The organism is Marinobacter oulmenensis (assembly GCF_014201735.1).
GTDB lineage: Bacteria > Pseudomonadota > Gammaproteobacteria > Pseudomonadales > Oleiphilaceae > Marinobacter > Marinobacter oulmenensis.
Genome location: NZ_JACHFE010000003.1, coordinates 52,681 through 69,906, shown reverse-complemented (window position 1 = coordinate 69,906; position 17,226 = coordinate 52,681). Strand labels below are relative to the sequence as shown.

At 59.9% G+C, this 17,226-nt stretch carries 17 protein-coding genes; 11 read left to right on the top strand and 6 right to left on the bottom strand.

Annotated features, from left to right (window positions below; all coding sequences use genetic code 11):
• Together HNR38_RS06565 and HNR38_RS06560 are read left to right on the top strand one after the other, a co-directional pair.
• Positions 1-1,122 carry a PilT/PilU family type 4a pilus ATPase gene (locus tag HNR38_RS06565; RefSeq protein ID WP_183701040.1) on the top strand — a complete coding sequence of 374 codons (1,122 nt, stop codon included), beginning with the start codon at positions 1-3 and terminating at the stop codon, positions 1,120-1,122.
• A gap of 130 nt (positions 1,123-1,252) precedes the next feature.
• Positions 1,253-2,671: an OmpP1/FadL family transporter gene (locus tag HNR38_RS06560; RefSeq protein WP_183701038.1), complete on the top strand. Its 1,419-nt coding sequence runs from the start codon at positions 1,253-1,255 to the stop codon at positions 2,669-2,671.
• Positions 2,672-2,713: 42 nt separating this feature from the next.
• Here the strand turns inward: HNR38_RS06560 and HNR38_RS06555 are convergent, their stop codons facing one another.
• Positions 2,714-3,076: a hypothetical protein gene (locus HNR38_RS06555; RefSeq protein WP_183701036.1), complete on the bottom strand. Its 363-nt coding sequence runs from the start codon at positions 3,074-3,076 to the stop codon at positions 2,714-2,716.
• A gap of 186 nt (positions 3,077-3,262) precedes the next feature.
• The gene (polA, locus tag HNR38_RS06550) at positions 3,263-5,983 is read right to left on the bottom strand and encodes a DNA polymerase I (protein WP_183701034.1); all 2,721 of its coding nucleotides are present in this window, start codon (positions 5,981-5,983) and stop codon (positions 3,263-3,265) included.
• Between the two features lie 86 nt (positions 5,984-6,069).
• On the opposite strand from polA, the gene HNR38_RS06545 reads away from it, so the two are divergent.
• Positions 6,070-6,408 carry a DUF2782 domain-containing protein gene (locus tag HNR38_RS06545; RefSeq protein ID WP_183702003.1) on the top strand — a complete coding sequence of 113 codons (339 nt, stop codon included), beginning with the start codon at positions 6,070-6,072 and terminating at the stop codon, positions 6,406-6,408.
• A 34-nt stretch (positions 6,409-6,442) separates the two neighbouring features.
• Here the strand turns inward: HNR38_RS06545 and HNR38_RS06540 are convergent, their stop codons facing one another.
• Positions 6,443-7,093, bottom strand: coding sequence for a DUF4124 domain-containing protein (locus HNR38_RS06540; RefSeq protein ID WP_183701032.1), 651 nt, complete (start codon positions 7,091-7,093; stop codon positions 6,443-6,445).
• 2 nt (positions 7,094-7,095) lie between these two features.
• Entirely contained in the window at positions 7,096-7,734 is a 639-nt protein-coding gene (gene pyrE / locus HNR38_RS06535; protein ID WP_183701030.1) for an orotate phosphoribosyltransferase, read from the bottom strand.
• An 81-nt stretch (positions 7,735-7,815) separates the two neighbouring features.
• On the opposite strand from pyrE, the gene HNR38_RS06530 reads away from it, so the two are divergent.
• Positions 7,816-8,622, top strand: a complete 807-nt coding sequence (locus HNR38_RS06530; RefSeq protein ID WP_183701028.1) for an exodeoxyribonuclease III — start codon at positions 7,816-7,818, stop codon at positions 8,620-8,622.
• 212 nt (positions 8,623-8,834) lie between these two features.
• Here HNR38_RS06530 and rph read toward each other — a convergent pair whose 3' ends face one another.
• Positions 8,835-9,551, bottom strand: a complete 717-nt coding sequence (gene rph, locus HNR38_RS06525) for a ribonuclease PH (RefSeq protein WP_183701026.1) — start codon at positions 9,549-9,551, stop codon at positions 8,835-8,837.
• 176 nt (positions 9,552-9,727) lie between these two features.
• On the opposite strand from rph, the gene HNR38_RS06520 reads away from it, so the two are divergent.
• The 5 genes from HNR38_RS06520 (at position 9,728) to HNR38_RS06500 (ending at position 15,129) form a co-directional block, all read left to right on the top strand.
• Positions 9,728-10,594: a YicC/YloC family endoribonuclease gene (locus HNR38_RS06520; protein WP_183701024.1), complete on the top strand. Its 867-nt coding sequence runs from the start codon at positions 9,728-9,730 to the stop codon at positions 10,592-10,594.
• Between the two features lie 155 nt (positions 10,595-10,749).
• Entirely contained in the window at positions 10,750-11,211 is a 462-nt protein-coding gene (locus HNR38_RS06515; protein ID WP_183701022.1) for a (2Fe-2S)-binding protein, read from the top strand.
• A complete protein-coding gene (locus HNR38_RS06510; RefSeq protein ID WP_183701020.1) occupies positions 11,208-13,544 on the top strand; it encodes a xanthine dehydrogenase family protein molybdopterin-binding subunit in 2,337 nt (778 codons plus the stop codon). The genes HNR38_RS06515 and HNR38_RS06510 overlap by 4 nt, the downstream gene beginning before the upstream one ends.
• Positions 13,544-14,554, top strand: coding sequence for an XdhC family protein (locus tag HNR38_RS06505; RefSeq protein ID WP_183701018.1), 1,011 nt, complete (start codon positions 13,544-13,546; stop codon positions 14,552-14,554). The genes HNR38_RS06510 and HNR38_RS06505 overlap by 1 nt, the downstream gene beginning before the upstream one ends.
• Entirely contained in the window at positions 14,551-15,129 is a 579-nt protein-coding gene (locus HNR38_RS06500; protein ID WP_183701016.1) for a nucleotidyltransferase family protein, read from the top strand. The genes HNR38_RS06505 and HNR38_RS06500 overlap by 4 nt, the downstream gene beginning before the upstream one ends.
• Before the next feature lie 3 nt (positions 15,130-15,132).
• Here the strand turns inward: HNR38_RS06500 and HNR38_RS06495 are convergent, their stop codons facing one another.
• Positions 15,133-16,011, bottom strand: a complete 879-nt coding sequence (locus HNR38_RS06495) for a universal stress protein (protein WP_183701014.1) — start codon at positions 16,009-16,011, stop codon at positions 15,133-15,135.
• Between the two features lie 153 nt (positions 16,012-16,164).
• On the opposite strand from HNR38_RS06495, the gene gmk reads away from it, so the two are divergent.
• Positions 16,165-16,797, top strand: coding sequence for a guanylate kinase (gmk, locus tag HNR38_RS06490; RefSeq protein ID WP_183701012.1), 633 nt, complete (start codon positions 16,165-16,167; stop codon positions 16,795-16,797).
• 85 nt (positions 16,798-16,882) lie between these two features.
• The gene (rpoZ, locus tag HNR38_RS06485) at positions 16,883-17,095 is read left to right on the top strand and encodes a DNA-directed RNA polymerase subunit omega (RefSeq protein WP_183701010.1); all 213 of its coding nucleotides are present in this window, start codon (positions 16,883-16,885) and stop codon (positions 17,093-17,095) included.
• Positions 17,096-17,226: the final 131 nt, after the last annotated feature.

The window sequence follows — 17,226 nt, the reverse complement described above, 5'->3', positions numbered from 1 at the left end:
ATGGAATTCGAAAAACTGTTGCGGCTGATGGTGGAAAAGGGTGGTTCGGACCTGTTTATCACGGCAGGTGTGCCGCCCAGCATGAAGGTTCACGGCAAGGTGCTCCCGATTACCAAGAGCGCGCTGACTCCGGAGCAGACCCGGGAGTTGGTCTATGGGGCCATGAACGAGCGACAGCGGGAAGAATTTGACACCTCTCACGAGTGCAACTTCGCCATCAGCGCAAGGGGCATCGGCCGGTTCCGGGTGTCGGCCTTCTTCCAGCGCAACCTGTGCGGCATGGTCTTGCGCCGTATCGAAGTGAAGATTCCGCAGATCGATGATCTGTCGCTGCCGGAAATCATCAAGGATCTGGCCATGACCAAGCGGGGTCTGGTGATGTTTGTGGGCGCCACCGGTACCGGTAAGTCGACCTCGCTGGCTGCCATGCTTGGCCACCGCAATCGCAACAGCCGTGGCCATATCATTTCCATCGAGGACCCGATCGAATTTGTCCATCAGCACCAGGGCTGCATCGTGACCCAGCGGGAAGTGGGCATCGACACCGAGAGTTTTGAGGTGGCCCTGAAAAACACCCTTCGTCAGGCGCCTGACGTCATCCTGATCGGCGAGGTGCGCACCAAGCAGACCATGGAGTATTCCGTGCAGTTTGCCGAAACCGGCCACCTGTGTCTGGCCACCCTGCACGCCAACAACGCCAACCAGGCGCTGGACCGGATCATCCAGTTCTTCCCGCCGGAGCAGCACAACCAGTTATGGATGGATCTGTCACTGAACCTCAAGGCCATCGTGGCCCAGCAGTTGATCCCCACACCGGATGGTCAGGGCCGCAAGGCAGTGATTGAGGTGCTGATCAATACTCCTCTGGCCGCGGACATTATCCGCAAGGGGGAGGTGCACAAGCTCAAAGAGCTGATGGCCAAGTCCAACGAAGCGGGCATGCAGACCTTTGACCAGGCTCTGTACAAGCTCTACGCCGAGGGCTCGATCACCTACGAGGATGCCCTGGCGCATGCGGACTCCGCGAACGATCTGCGCCTGATGATCAAACTGGGGGCCGATGCCCAGGGCGCGGATCAGTTGGCATCGTCGGTGGACAAGTTGTCGATACAGGATGATTGAATGGCGGCAGCCGTTGGCCAAGCCATTGATACAAAAAGTTACATAATAGCATTCAAACGTTTGTTTTATGCAGTTGAGGTGCTCTCTTTGTACTGCGATACTCCCGCCCGTGACTGATAAAGGAGATAGCATGTACAAGAATACCAATACCCTCGCAAAAGCAGTCCGTCTGGCAACGCTGGCCGCCGTAGCAGCGCCAGCCAGCGTCATGGCGGGTGGTTTCTCTCTGAACGAACAGAGCGCCAGCACCATGGGCTACGCCAATGCTGGCTCCGCCGCCTATGCTGCAGATGCCAGTACCGTAATTTTCAACCCCGCAGGCATGAGCAAGCTGTCTGGTACCAACTTGTCGTTTGGTGCGTCTGTGCTGGACATTGATGCTGAAGCCAAGGGCGACACCATCGAAGCGACCAATCAGTTGGGCCAGCCTGTCAGTGGATCTGATGGTGGCGACATTGCGGACCCCGCCGTGCTGCCGAGCGTTTTCTTCACCCATGAAGTGAGCGACTCAGTGGATGTTGGTTTTGCTCTGCACGCCCCTTATGGGCTGGCAGCGGACTACGACAATGATTTCGCTGGCCGCTTCTATGCCGATGAAACTGAGCTGTCTGTGATTTCGTTTGCCCCGTCTTTCTCCATCAATAATGGGCAGGGGCTGTCCATGGGTGTGGGAATGAATATCATGTATGCCGAAGGTACGCTTTCCCGGTACATGGACAACTCCGGAACTAACTTCAACGCTCCTTCAGGCACTGGCCCAGGGGCTACCTCGGAAGGCTATGCCAATATTGAGGGTGATGATGTCGGTGTTACCTTCCAGGTTGGCTTCCTTTATGATCTGAGCCAGCGCACTCAGCTCGGGTTGACTTTCCAGACAGGTACGGAGTTGGAGCTTGAGGGGGATGCCGAATTCACTAATGTCTCCGTGGCCAATGCCCAGACTGGTGGCTTTGCCGTGCCTCTGAATTCCAAAGAGCCGGTTCGGGTTCCTCTCAACATTCCGGAAAGTATTTCAGCGGGCTTTAGTCATAAGCTGACTGATGACATCACCCTGCTGGCAGGCGCAACCTACGCCAAATGGAGCCGCTTCGAAGCTCTGGATATCTATGGCCGCGATTCCAGTGAGCCACTGACTTCTCAGAGCCCGGGTGGCCAGCCGGGGCAACTGACTCACATCCCGGAAGAGTGGGAAGATACCTGGCAGTACAATGTGGGGGCGATCTGGCAGGCGACGCCTGCGTGGCAGTTGAAGGCCGGCTATGCTTACGACGAGTCACCGGTTGATGAAATTCTGACGGCCCGTATTCCTTCCGCTGATCGTCACTGGCTGACGCTTGGGACCCAGTGGAAAGATGCTAACAGCGGGTGGACCGTGGATGCGGCCGTGGGCACCCTCATCTTCGACGAGGATCCTGAAGTCAGCGACCGTACGTACGTCCTGACCTCCAATGGCTCCGAGCGCAATCCGCAGGATCCGAACTCAGGCTACGATGCCGAGTACGACCTCAGCGCCTGGAGTGCTTCCGTTCAGGTCAGCAAGGCCTTCTAAAGCCCTGTTGATTGTTGGAGTGGCTGAGTCCGCCTAGCGGGCTCAGCCGACCACTCGTCCCCGGTAAATCACCTTGTTGTGCCGGGGACGGCTGGCATCCTCTTCCTCGCTTGCCCTCTTCTGTGCCGGTTCCTCGGCAATCGGCTGTCCACGATAGGTTTTCAGGGTCTCGTCCTCGTCGGGCGCTTCCAGTTCCGGTACGCGCTGCTTGAGCACTTCCCAGGTATGTACCAGGTGCCTGGAGCGGGTCTTGGCGGCATACTCCGCCAGTTTCTCTTCCAGGTTGGCCTCGTTGAGGTGAAGCTTTACCCCGAATTCCGACTGGATTAACCGCCGGCACTGGTGTACGAGCTTCAATAGCGCCGGGTCAAACAGCCAGCTGCGTTCACTCGTTGCAGTATTCATGACAGGCCTCGCATTGCGTTTGCTACCGAGGGGATAAATCCCCGCATAGGCAGGCCAAAGCATCTTTCGTGCCGTTGTCGGAATTCTGGCTAAATCAGTGTCGGGGCGATGATCGGAAGGGGGGTGGCCGCCCTGTTTCCGTGCATGGTCGCGGACCACGGACAGAAAAAGGGCGGTTGCGGTGGTTCAGTGGGCCTGATCCCAGTTGTCGCCTACGCCGGCTTCAACCAGCAGGGGCACATCGAGTTCGGCTGCCGCCGACATGCGTTGGATCAGTCCTTCCCGGACTTTATCCAGAGCAGACTCTTCCACTTCGATAATCAGTTCGTCGTGGACCTGCATGGTCATGATCGCGTCGTCCGGGTGCTCCTGGCGCAGCCAGTTATCCACTTCAATCATCGCGCGCTTGATGATGTCCGCCGCGGTTCCCTGCATGGGGGCATTGATGGCCGTTCTTTCGGCGGCCTGCTGCATCTGTTTGTTGCGGGCATTGATGTCCGGCAGGTACAGGCGCCGGCCAAACAGGGTTTCCACGAAGCCATCTTCATGGGCCTGTTTGCGGATGTTGTCCATATAGGTCAGCACGCCCGGGTAGCGTTCGAAGTAGCGGTCAATGTAGTGCTGGGCAGTCTTGCGGTCCACCTCCAGTTGCCGGGACAGCCCGAACGCGGACATGCCATAGATCAGGCCGAAGTTAATGGCCTTGGCGCTGCGGCGCTGGTCACTGCTCACCTCCTCCAGGCTGACGTTGAAGACTTCCGCAGCTGTCGCGCGGTGAATGTCCTCGCCGTGGGCAAAGGCGTTCAGCAGGCCCTTGTCGCCGGACAGGTGCGCCATGATGCGCAGTTCGATCTGGGAGTAGTCCGCAGCCACCAGCTTGCGGCCTTCCGGCGCGGTGAAGGCCTGGCGGATGCGCCGGCCTTCTTCGGTACGGATCGGGATGTTCTGCAGGTTCGGTTCCGACGACGACAACCGGCCGGTGGCCGTCACTGCCTGATGATAGGAGGTGTGGACCCGCCCGGTGCGGTGATGAATCAGCTCCGGCAGGGTGTCGGTATAGGTGGACTTGAGCTTGCTGAGGCTTCGGTGCTCGACGATCAGCCGGGGCAGTTCGTGCTCGTGAGCGAGTTCCTGCAGGACCGGCTCCGCGGTGGACGGGGCGCCTTTGGGCGTCTTCTTGATTACCCGCAGTCCGAATTTATCGTACAGGATGGCCTGCAACTGTTTGGTGGAGCCCAGGTTGAAGGCCTCACCGGCCACTTCGTGGGCGGCCTCTTCAAGCTGTGACATGCGCTCGGCCAGTTCCTGGCTGTGTTGGCGCAGGGTGCTGGCATTGATCAGGGTGCCGCGCTGTTCCATGCGGGACAGTACCGGTACCAGTGGCAGGTCGATCTCCCGGTACACGGCTTCCAGCCGGCCGGTAGTCTTCAGTTTCGGGCTCAGTGTCTGATGCAGGCGCAGGGTGATGTCGGCGTCTTCCGCGGCATAGGGGGCCGCCTGTTCCAGGTCGATCTGGTTGAAGCTCAGTTGCTTGGCGCCTTTGCCGGCGATGGCTTCGTAGGTGATGGTGTTTTCGTTCAGGTATTCCCGGGCCAGTGTATCCATGTCGTGGCGGCTGCCCACGGAGTTGTAGACATAGGATTCCAGCATCGTATCTTCGGCAATGCCCTCAAGATTGATGCCATGGTTGGCCAGCACGTTCTTGTCGTACTTCAGATTCTGGCCCACCTTTTTCCGGGTCGGATCCTCAAGCAGTGGCCGGAACTGCCCAAGCACGGAGTCCCGGTCCAGTTGTTCCGGGGCGCCCATGTAGTCGTGTCCCAGTGGCACATACACGGCTTCGCCTGGTTCGATGGCGAAGGACAGTCCGACAATTTCTGCGTCCATGTAGCGCAGGCTGGTGGTTTCTGTGTCGAAGGCGAACAGTTCGGCCTGTTTCAGGCGCTCCAGCCACTGGTCTAGTTCGCCCTGGTCGGTGACCATGCTGTAGCGCTTCTCCGGCTTTTCAACCGGCGCCGGGTCTGTTGTGTCGGGGGATTTGCTGTCGGCGTTTTCCAGTTCCGCGATCCAGTTGCGGAATTCATACTCACGGAACAGCCCCAGCAGGGCCTCGTCGTCCTGCCTGCGATCGGTCAGGTCCTCCAGGCCGAAGTCCAGCTCAACGTCCGTACGGATGGTCGCCAGTTCGCGGCTCAACGGCAGGGTGTCGGTGGCTTCCCGGAGGTATTCGCCGATCTTGCCCTTGATTTCGCTGGAATGCTCAATCAGGTTGCTGAGGTTCTCGTAGGTCTGCAGCCACTTGACTGCGGTTTTCGGTCCACATTTGTTGACGCCGGGTATGTTATCCACCTTGTCGCCGACCAGTGCCAGGTAATCCACAATCTGCTCTGGAGCCACACCGAATTTGTCGGACACGCCGTCCCGGTCCATGGCGGTTTCGGTCATGGTGTTGATCAGGGTGACATGGTCACTGACCAGTTGGGCCATGTCCTTGTCGCCGGTGGACACCACCACGTCAATGCCTTTGCTCGTGGCTTCGTGGGCGAGGGTGCCGATGACATCGTCCGCTTCGACACCGGGGACAATCAGCAACGGTAGCCCCATGGCCTTTACGATGTTGTGGATGGGTTCGATCTGAACCGCCAGATCCTCCGGCATGGGTGGACGATTGGCCTTGTATTCCTCGTACATCTCGTGCCGGAAGGTTTTGCCTTTGGCGTCAAACACCACCACGACCTTGGAGCCGGGGTAATCCTGCTCCAGCCGCCGGAGCATACTGGTTACGCCCTTGATGGCTCCGGTAGGCAGGTTGTTGCTGGTGGTCAGTGGCGGTAACGCATGGTAGGCCCGGAACAGATAGGAGGAGCCGTCCACAAGTACCACAGGTGGGGTGCTGTTCTCAGTCATAACAAGGCAGATCCGGATTTGATTGAAGCGTGGGTTGGCTTGTGCAACTCTGTAACCAGAAAGATGACGCAAAGGGTACCATGAATATGAAACGAATCGTCTGTTCCGCCTTTCTACTTGGGCTTTTGCCGTTCCAGGTGCTGGCTCAGGAGACAGGATCACTTGATGACTCACAGGTACAGGCTCCCGATGAGCCGGTGGTTACCTCCGACTACCAGACTTCGGAAGAGGGGCCGCAGATCGTGATCCGCCCGGGAGATAACAAGGTGTTCTATGAATACCGGGTGAACGGCGAGCTGCGCGAAATCAAGGTTGTCCCGGAAACCGGGCCCGCCTATTACCTGGTGCCGGCAGACGGCGGGGGCTGGATTCGTGAAGATGAGACGGACATGCTGATCCCTAGCTGGGTGCTGTTCCGCTGGTAGGTTGATGTGCTAACGGGCCCGTCGACTGACGGGCCTACTGGTCTTCCTTTCGATCCAGCGGCAGAGTCCGTTTTCGATCGGTGATCACCTCCAGGCGCTCGATGTCCTGGATGAACTGTTCCCGCATGTCGTTGATGTTTTGCCGCTGGAGTTCGATCTCCTTTTCAATATCCTCGATCTGGGATTCCAGTCGCCGGATCTTCTCCAGAGAACTTTCCGGAACCTCCCGGCCTGCCCGCTCCATATCCGCAGCGCGACTCTGTTCATTGTCAAGCTGGCTGGACACCACGGAAATGTTGCCCCGCTTCAGTTGGATGATGCTTTGCATCTCCTCGGTTTTACGATGCAGGGCGCGGACCGCCTGGTCCGGGTTGCTGTAGCGTTCCAGTAGTTTCAGGTCCTGCTGGTGCTGGCGTTCCTGCTGGCGCTGGCGCTCCTTTTCTGCCTCCCGGGCCGCGATTTCCTCTTCGGTGGGGGCTGGTGGCACGGTTTCCACCACGCGGCCGTTACTGCCCAGAATCTCGTAACCACGCTGGGTGGCTTCCTGTGGAATGGTGTTGCTGATAACCATCCGACCGTTTTCATCTTTATAGCGGTACATGCCTGCGTGGCTGACGGAGGCCGTCATCAGGCCGACAGCGGCGATAACGGCCAGAACCGGTGAAAGGGTCGGGCGGTATAGCATGCTCATACTCCGTAGCGGTCCCGGTAATCAGCCACCTGGTCTGCGTGGCCGGAGAATTCCGGGTGGGATTTCAGGTAGTCCAGGACCTGTTGCAGGCGGATGATGCTGACAACGGGGATGCCGAACTCCTGTTCCACTTCCTGGATTGCGGACAATTCGCCGTTGCCACGTTCCTGGCGGTCCAGGGCAATCAGCACGCCAGCGGGTTCCGCGCCGGCTTCACGAATGAGGTCGATTGATTCCCGAATGGCCGTGCCGGCGGTAATGACATCATCGACAATCAGCACCTTGCCCTGCAATGGAGCACCGACAATATTGCCGCCCTCACCGTGATCCTTTTTTTCCTTGCGGTTGAAGGCAAACGGTTTATTGCTGCCGCTCTCCGCGAGTGCCATGGCGGTCACGGTGGCCAAGGGAATGCCCTTATAGGCAGGTCCGAAAATGATGTCATAATTCAGACCACTACGTTCTATAGCGGCGGCATAGGCTTTGCTTAGCTGCAGCAGGTCATTTCCAGTATTGAACAGCCCGGCATTAAAAAAATACGGGCTGGTGCGTCCGGATTTAAGGGTGAATTCTCCGAAACGCAGAACGTTCCGCTGGATGGCAAACTCAATAAATTTTTGCTGATAGTCGTGCATGGCAAGGCTTCTGGCGGGGTTGCAACTTTCATTAATGCTTGAAAACGGTATCATACACTCAAACCGAATCAGGGAACACGTATGCGGGTAGTATCAATCAGTGTGAACGGTCTTGCCCGGGCCGTTGAAAACGGTTTTTTTGACTGGCTGGCCGAGCAGGACGCTGACGTTGTCTGTGTCCAGGACCACCGCATGCGGGCGTACGAGATTGAGGACCGGAACCTGATTCCACAGGGGTACGAGGCCTACTTCATTGACGGCGAACTCAATGAGCACGGCGGTGTGGGCATCTACACCCGGCACTTCCCGAAAGCGATCATGTACGGGTTCGCCAATGAGCAGGCGGACCGCGAGGGGCGCTTCATTCAGGCGGATTTCGACAAGGTTTCAGTGGCGTCTGTGCTGGCACCGTGTGCCCTGGGCCGGGAAGAGGAACCGATCGGCGAGGACGACCTGACCGTGCTCGATCACAAGGACGAATTCATGGATGCGTTTGGCGTCCATATGCACAAGACCCTGCGTAAGCGTCGGCAGTTCATCTTCTGTGCCAACCTGCAGACAGCCCACCACGTCACCGACGCCAGCCCGCTGTATCACCGCATGGATTTCTCCGGCTTCCTGCCCCATGAGCGTGCATGGTTGGACCGTTTGTTCGATGAAATGGGCTGTATTGATGCATTCCGGGAAATCAACAAGCAGGGCGATCAGTTCACCTGGTGGCCAGAGCAGGTAGAAGGGGCGAAGAGAGCCGCTGGTATCCGGGTGGATTATCAACTGCTGACGCCGGGTATTCGCAAGACTATCCAGGATGGCTGGATTGACCCGTCGGCGCGGTTCTCCGACCATGCGCCGGTGGTGATGGACTACGACATCGAAATCGGGTTCTGATTCCCTTCTGCCTTGATGCCTGCCTATCCTTGGGGAAGGCATTTCGCAATAGCTATTTCGTCGCCGTGCAGGCACCAGAGTGTATGGTCTTAAGCGTGGGATAAAGTAGCGGAACCGGGTGGGGAAGCCTGTCCGAGACCGTCTCCGGCCAGGCTTCCCCATCCGGGTTCGCGGGCGTTAACTCCAAACCAGTCAACTCCCAGCTACAGAAATCAGCCCTCCAGAGCTTCCTTCTGCACAGCAAACAGCGTGTCGCTGGCATTACGAGCCAGGGCCAGCATGGCGTCGAGTTCGTCCTGCTGGAACGGCGCGCCTTCGGCTGTGCCCTGGATCTCGATGAAGCCGCCTTCATCGGTCATGATCACGTTCAGGTCGGTGTCGGCCTCGGAGTCTTCCGGGTAGTCCAGGTCGGCCACCGGTGTGCCCTTGTAGATACCGACCGAGATGGCTGAAATCATCCGCTTGAGCGGGGATTTCTTCAGGCGGCCTTCGGCCACCAGGTAATTCAGGGCATCCACCAGCGCCACGCAGCCACCAGTGATAGATGCTGTGCGGGTGCCGCCGTCGGCCTGGATGACATCGCAGTCGATGGTAATGGTGTGCTCTCCCAGGGCTTTCATGTCGACAGCAGCACGCAGGCTGCGGCCGATCAGCCGCTGGATTTCCACGGTGCGCCCACCCTGTTTGCCGCGGGCGGCTTCGCGGCCCATACGGCTGCCGGTGGAGCGGGGCAGCATGCCGTATTCGGCGGTGATCCAGCCTTTGCCTTCGCCGCGCAGGAAAGGCGGTACCTTGTTTTCGACGGAGGCAGTGCAGATCACTTTGGTGTCACCGAATTCGACCAGAACCGAGCCTTCGGCGTGGCGGGTGAAGTTGCGGGTGATGCGAACGTCTCTGGGTTGTTCGGGTGTTCTGCCGCTAGGTCGCATAAAGTGTTTCCTGTCTCTGGGAGTGGGTCGCCGGCTCGTTGGCCGGTCAGTCTGCTGAAAACCGCACAGTGTAACATGGGCCTGGCCCCTCGGGGCCGGTCGGCATCAGCAAGGGTCGCCGAGCTGTTTAAGGCACTGCTAGAATCAGGCTCTACCTCACCAGACATGGAGTATTTATGATCCGCAGCATGACCGCCTTTGCCCGCAAGGAAGCCCGGGGTGACTGGGGAACCCTGACCTGTGAAATCCGTACGGTAAACCACCGGTATCTGGAGCCTTCCTTCCGTTTGCCGGATCCCCTCCGTGAGCTGGAGGCGGGGTTCCGGGATACCCTGCGCAAGCAGATCAAGCGGGGCAAGGTGGATGTGTCACTGCGCCTCCAGTCGTCAGAGTCGGCGGGCCAGGGATTTGAGGTTAACGATGACATCGTCGGTGCCGTCAATGAAGCGGCTAATCACGTCAACAAGATCCTGGATAACCCCGCCCATATCAGTGCCCTGGATATCCTGCGCTGGCCTGGTGTGCTGGCGGCCCCGGAGCAGGATTATACCGAGGCGAAGGCGGCCGCTTCCGGTCTGTTCGAACAGACGGTATCTGAACTGGTTTCGGCCCGTGAACGTGAAGGCGAACGGCTTCGGCCACTGCTTGAAGATCGGCTGTCAGCGATCAATGAACGGGTCGCCGAGGTCCGCGGGCGCATGCCGGAACTTCTGGAGAAGCAGGCGGAGAACCTGCGTGACCGTTTTGCCCGTGCTCAGGTCGATCTGGATGAGGATCGCCTGGCTCAGGAAATGGTGATGCTGGCCCAGAAAAGTGACGTAGCTGAAGAACTGGACCGGCTGGAAGCTCATGTAAAGGAAGTGCTGGAAACACTGAATCAGGAGGAGGCCATCGGTCGCCGACTGGATTTCCTGATGCAGGAACTCAACCGGGAAGCCAACACATTGAGCAGCAAAAGCATTGATGCCGAGGTAACCCGCCAGGCGGTGGACCTGAAAGTCCTGATTGAGCAGATGCGTGAGCAGATCCAGAACGTTGAGTAAGCCCTGGCGACAGGAACAGGGCAGGATGAATTGAGTTCATAGGTCCAATCAGATCTTCTCTTTACTGAGTTGGTAGTGGTCTGCTGAAGTCGTGACTAGACTTGCAATATATGACCCTGCCAAGTGGTCGTGTACCAATAAGAAAGGGGAGAACCATGATAAGTCTGACCGTGAACGGGCAGGAGCACGAACTGGATGTGCCCGACGATATGCCTCTGCTCTGGGTTATCCGGGATGTTCTGGGGCTGACCGGTACCAAGTTTGGTTGTGGTATCGCCCAGTGCGGAACCTGCACTGTACATATGAATGGTGTGGCAACCCGGGCCTGCGTGACACCTGTCTCGGCTGTCACCGGTGAAGTCACCACCATTGAAGCCATGGCAGACGATGCCGTAGGCCAGAAGGTTCAGCAGGCCTGGCTGGACCTGGGCGTTCCCCAGTGCGGCTTCTGCCAGTGTGGCCAGATCATGAGCGCCACCCAGTTGCTGAAGGACAATCCGCAACCCAATCGCCAGGATATCGTGAACGCCCTGACCGGTAACCTGTGCCGCTGCGGTACCTACAACCGTATTGTGGCAGCGGTTGAGCGGGCCTCCGGCCAGGAGGTGACCTCATGAGCCGCCAGGATGACAGCTTGATGCTGGCCAATGTCAGCCGTCGGGGTCTGCTCAAGGGGATGGCGGGGGCCTCCGCCCTGCTTCTGGCCGCCCGCTGGGATTCCGGGCTGGCCAATGAGAAGGCTCAGTTTGGCGCCGGCGCCATGCCCGGTGGCTGGGTCGATAATCCGAATGTCTTCATCCAGATCGCGGCCGATGGTCAGGTCACTTTCATCAATAACCGTGCCGAAATGGGGCAGGGCATCCGGACCAGTCTTGCCATGGTCGCGGCCGACGAACTGGGCGCGGACTGGAAGCGGGTCCGGGCCGAACAGGCCCCGGCGGATCAGGACAAGTACGGTAACCAGAATACCGACGGCTCGCGCAGCATGCGTCACTGGTACGAGCCGATGCGCCGAGCCGGGGCTGCTGCCCGGCTGATGCTGGAGCAGGCGGCCGCCAATCAGTGGGGTGTACCGGTATCGGAAGTGCGCACCGGCGTGCACAAGGTGATGCATCCGGCCACGGGGCGTGAACTCGGGTTTGGCGAGCTGGCTCAGGCCGCGCGCGAGCTGGAAGTGCCGGGGCGGAACGCCTTGATTCTGAAATCCCCCAGCGAACTCCGTTATATCGGGAAGGAATCAGGCCTGATCAACGGTGAGCTGAAATCGGCTTATCCCAAAGCGGTGGATGGCGAAGACATTGTCACCGGCAAAGCCATCTATGGTGCCGATGTTGAGCTTGATGGCACCGTCTATGCGGTCATTGCGCGCCCGCCGGTCTACGGCGCCAGGATACGCAGCGTCGATGACAGCAAGGCCCTCGAGGTGCCCGGGGTTCAGAGAACCATCCGTATTGAAACGGCCAGCCAGCCGGCCGCTTTCAACCCCCTTGGGGGGGTGGCGGTGGTGGCGTCCAATACCTGGGCGGCCCTGGAGGGGCGTAAGGCGTTGAACATCGAGTGGGACCTCGGGCCCGCCGGTGATAATGCCGGTTACGACTCCGAGCAATACCGGCAGTCGCTGGAGGAGGCCGCACAATCTCCGGGCCGGGTCATACGCCAGTCCGGGGATGTGGCGTCGGCTCTTGAAAGTGCCGATTCGCGGGTCGCGGCGACCTATTACATGCCCCATATGGCGCAGGCGCCAATGGAGCCTCCGGTTGCGGTGGTGCGGGTATCCAACGGCAAGGCGGAAGCCTGGGCCCCGGTGCAGAATCCCCGGGCCACCCGCGACGGCATTGCCGGTGTGTTGGGGCTGGACCGGGAAAACGTGACCGTTCACCAGACCCTGTTGGGCGGTGGCTTTGGCCGAAAATCCAAGCCTGACTTTGTCGCGGAAGCCGCCCGGATCGCCCGGGAAATGAACGGCACGCCGGTCAAGCTGCAATGGTCACGGGAAGATGACATCCAGCATGCCTACTTCCATACCGTGTCGGTGGACCATCTCGAGGCCGGGCTGAATGCCGACGGCAAGGCCACCGGCTGGCGCCACCGGACCCTCTCTCCGAGCATTACCTCGCTGTTTGCCCCGGATCCGGAGCACAAGGGCGAGTTTGAGCTGGGTATGGGCTTTAACACCCTGCCGTTCGACATTCCGTCAATACGGCTGGAAAACCCGCCAGCGCCCGCTCATGTCCGGATTGGCTGGTTCCGCTCGGTCTACAACCTGCCTCATGCCTGGGCCATCCAGAGCTTTGCCCACGAGCTGTCGGTGGCGGCCGGCAGGGATCATCGTGACTACCTGCTGGACCTTCTGGGGCCGGACCGGGAAGTGCACAACCTGGAAGTGGGCGACGGCTGGAATTACGGTGAGGATCCGAACCTGTATCCGATTGATACCGGGCGTATGCGCCGGGTGATTGAGCGGGCAACCGAAGAGGCCGGCTGGGGCCGGGAAACCGGTGACCGCCGGGGGCTCGGCCTGGCTTTCCACTACAGCTTCCTGTCCTACACAGCGATTGTGTTCGATGTGGAAGTGAGCGATGACGGTGATCTGACGATCCACCGCGCCGATATCGCTTTTGACTGCGGCCCGCAGGCCAACCCGGAACGCATCCGTTCCCAGTTGGAAGGGGCGTGCGTGATGGGGATTGGCGTTGCCCTTAAAAGCGAGGTGACCTTCCAGGACGGGGTGGCCCAGCAAAGCAACTTCAATAACTACCTGATCCCCCGCATCGCGGATGCACCGGAAGTGGTCCGTGTCCATTTGATCGACAATCCGGACGATGCCATGGGCGGCGTCGGCGAGCCGGGGCTTCCGCCCGTGGCGCCGGCCCTGTGCAACGCGATCTATGCGGCCACCGGCAAGCGGATCCGCAGCCTGCCGGTTGGCGACCAGTTGCGGTCCTCCTGATGCAGAGTCTGGATTACCGGGTGGTTGAACAGGCCGCGCAGTGGCTGGCGGATGGCCAGACGGTCTGGCTCTGTACGGTGCTGGGCACTTTCGGATCATCGCCCCGGGAACCGGGGTCGATGATGGTGGCGCAGGCAGGGGGCGATTACCTGGGCTCGCTGTCCGGCGGCTGTGTGGAAGAGGACTTCCTGGAAAGGCTGGTCGCCGGTGAGTATGAACAGCCAGCGGTTATCGTCCACTATGGCGGCTCGGCGGCGGGCGATGCGGACCCCCGGGTGCGTCTGCCCTGTGGTGGCCGCCTGGAGGTGCTGGTCGAGCGTCTTCGGCCAGGGGGCGACACTCTCGGGCATCTTGAACAGCTGCGCTCGGCGTTGGGGGGCGAGCAGGAATTGCTTCGTCGTGTCCGCCTGGCCGATGGCCTGCATTCGCTGGAGCCGGCAGGACCGGCCGGACCGAGAGTGGTTCTGGACGCCGACGGCGAACGGGTCCATATCCGGGTGGGGCCGGTGGCAAAGCTGATTCTGGCGGGGTACTCCTCGGTTGCCGAAAGCTGTGCCAGTTTTGCCGTCAGCCTCGGGTATCAGGTGGTGCTGTGTGATCCACGCGAAGAAGTCGCGGCTGAGGCCGCCGCACTGCCCGGGGTCGAGTTCGTGCCCCAGCTTCCCTCTCTTTACATCGCCGCGCCCGGGGCCTGCTCGGCCTCGACAGCCGTGGTGGCGGTGACGCATGACCCGCGTATTGATGACCTGGCCATGATGGCCGCGGTCAAGACCGATGCCAGTTACATCGGGGCCATGGGCTCCCGGAAGACCTCCCGGGCCCGCGCGGAACGTCTGGTGCGCACCGGAGGCCTGAGTCAGGCCGAACTGGAGCGGATCCAGATGCCGATCGGACTCGATATCGGCAGCAAGACGCCAGCGGAAATCGCGCTATCCATCATGGCGGACGTGGTCCGGGTCAGGAGGGGGAAAAACCTGCAGTCCCGGCCAGCGGTGTCCGGCGCTGCATGAGGCTGGCTGTCCTGATCTTGGCGGCAGGTGCCAGCACCCGTTTCGGTGGGTGCAAACTGCTCGCGGACGTTGGCGGGCGTCCCCTGCTGCAGAACAGCATTGACCTGGCATCCAGTGTTGCCCCGGATGACGTCCACGTTGTGTCGGGTGCCTGGCACCAGGCGTTGCTTGATGCAACCAGCGCCGGGGAGCTCACTGGCGCACGGCTTGTGTACTCGGAACGCTGGCGGGAGGGGCTGTCAGCCTCCCTGGAGGCCGGCATCCGGCATTTGGAACCGGACTATGAGGCGGTTCTGGTGCTGCTGGCAGATCAGGTGGCGCTGACCCGCGATGACCTGACGGCCCTGCTGGACGCGTTTGATGGGGGCGGTATCTGCTGCGGTTTCTACCGTGGCCGGCGGGGCGTCCCCGCGATTTTCCCCCGTGCTGTGTTCCCGGGCCTCAAAGCGCTTCAAGGGGATCAGGGTGCCAAGCAACTGCTGTACGACAATCTGCTTCCGGTGCGGGAGTGTCCGATGCCCAATGCGGCGATGGACATCGATACCCCGGACCAACTCGCCCGGTGGCTCTCCTGACGCCTATTCGTCAGGCCGAAGCGTCAGCAGGTCCGTTCGAAGATGGCTGAGCACCTTCTCGGCGGTGTTGCCGATGACCTTTGCCGCCAGGCCGGTTTTACCGGTCGTGCCAATCACCACCATGTCCGCTTTGATCCGGTTCGCCACCCTGGGAATGACCTTGTGCGCGGGGCCGGCTGCCAGGTGGACCTGTTCCCGGCTCAGGTGCCAGGTGTTGCACAGGTGATCAACGGCTGGCTGCAGGGCCTGCTCCCGCTGTCGGGTGTGTGCTGGCAGGTCAATGATTTCCAGGTCGGCGAGTACCTCTGAAACGTGCAGTGCGTGTACCAGATGGAGTTCAGTATCCAGAGCTTTGGCCAGGTGCCAGGCTTTGTCGATGATCTTTACGTTCAGGGCTTTCTTGGCCGGTTTGTCCGAGCTCAGGTCCACGGCTGCCAGAATCGGATGGGCCCTGCGCCATTTATGGTCGGAAACCAGCATGACTGGTGCCGGGCATTCCCGGATCAGGTGCCAGTCGGTCGGCGTGTAAAGGAATGTCTCTGACCGGTGTCCGGTCTTGACCACCGTATCGATCCGTTGCTGCTGGCAGTGCTGGTTGATCCAGTGGTGAATCCGCTTTTCCCAGACGGTGTGGGCCTGTATGTCCAGGTCTGTGCAGTCGGCGAGAGCCAGCATCTGCTCGAGCCATTTCTGCCGGTGCTCAATCAGTGTCTGTCGGGCGTTGTCCCGAACCACTTTGTCCCCTGGAAGGCTGTCCAGATACTCGTGGGCGAAGGCCACCACTTCCAGACGGGCGCCGGTGGTTCTTGCCAGTTCGATGCCCCGCATCAGCGCCACCTGTTCCTGGTGTGCGGGGTCCATGATAATGAGGATCCTGTTCATGGTTGCGATCTTGTTTCCCTGGAATGACCGGGCCATGGTAGCAGGTGTTCCGTCGCCGGGATGCGGAGGTAAGTCAAAACCCGTATAATCCAGCGCTCTCAGGGTTGGACGTGCCGGTCCCCCGTTACCTTCAGTTGTCAGGATGAGTCAGCCATGAATCAGGCCACAGAGCAGGGCACCCTGTTTGTGATCTCCGCACCCTCCGGGGCGGGCAAAACCAGCCTGGTTTCGGAAATGCTCCGGAACGATTCCCGCCTGGGCGTCTCGATTTCCCACACCACCCGCGCCATGCGCGAGGGTGAACAGGATGGCGTTAACTATCACTTTGTCAGCCGGGATTCCTTCGAGGCCATGATTGCCCGCGGGGACTTTCTGGAACACGCGGATGTGTTCGGCAATTACTATGGCACTTCCCAGGTCTGGGTGCGGGAAACTCTGGCGAAAGGGCAGGATGTCATCCTGGAGATCGACTGGCAGGGCGCTCAGCAGGTTCGCCGGCTGATGCCTGACTGCGTAGGGATTTTTATTGTTCCGCCTTCGGCAGAGATACTGCGTGAACGCCTGACCGGGCGTGGTACCGATGCCCCGGAAGTGGTCGAGCGCCGACTGCTGGAAGCGCGTGAAGAATGCCGGCACGCGGTGGAATTTGACTATCTTGTGGTCAATGACGTGTTTGAAAACGCGCTGACGGACCTGCTGGCGATTGTCCGCAGTCAGCGCCTGTCCATGAACCGCCAGCGGAACCGGCATGGTGAGTTGCTGTCAGGGCTGATGGCTGCGGACTGATTACGGTTTTCCCTGTATACAAAGTGTACCGGGGGCAGTAAACTACACGGTCTTTCAACTGCATCAGAGATTTTCGGGGAATAGAATGGCACGAGTTACCGTTGAAGATTGTCTGGAAAACGTAGACAACCGCTTCCAGCTGGTGATGCTGGCGACCAAGCGTGCACGCCAGATTTCCACCCGGGGCGCCGATCCCATGGTGGCGGAAGAAAACGACAAGCCGACGGTGATTGCCCTGCGTGAAATTGCCGAGGGCAAAGTGACCCGTGATCTGCTCACCCAGGAAGAAGAGGATTAATCCTGGGTTGGGGCGGTGATCCCGGTCATAGCCAACCGTTGAAATCTGTCCCCGCGGTTATATAGTGTATCTATAGAAATCCGCCGATGGGACAAGGAAGCCCGGATGCTTGCATTCGGGCTTTTTTGTCT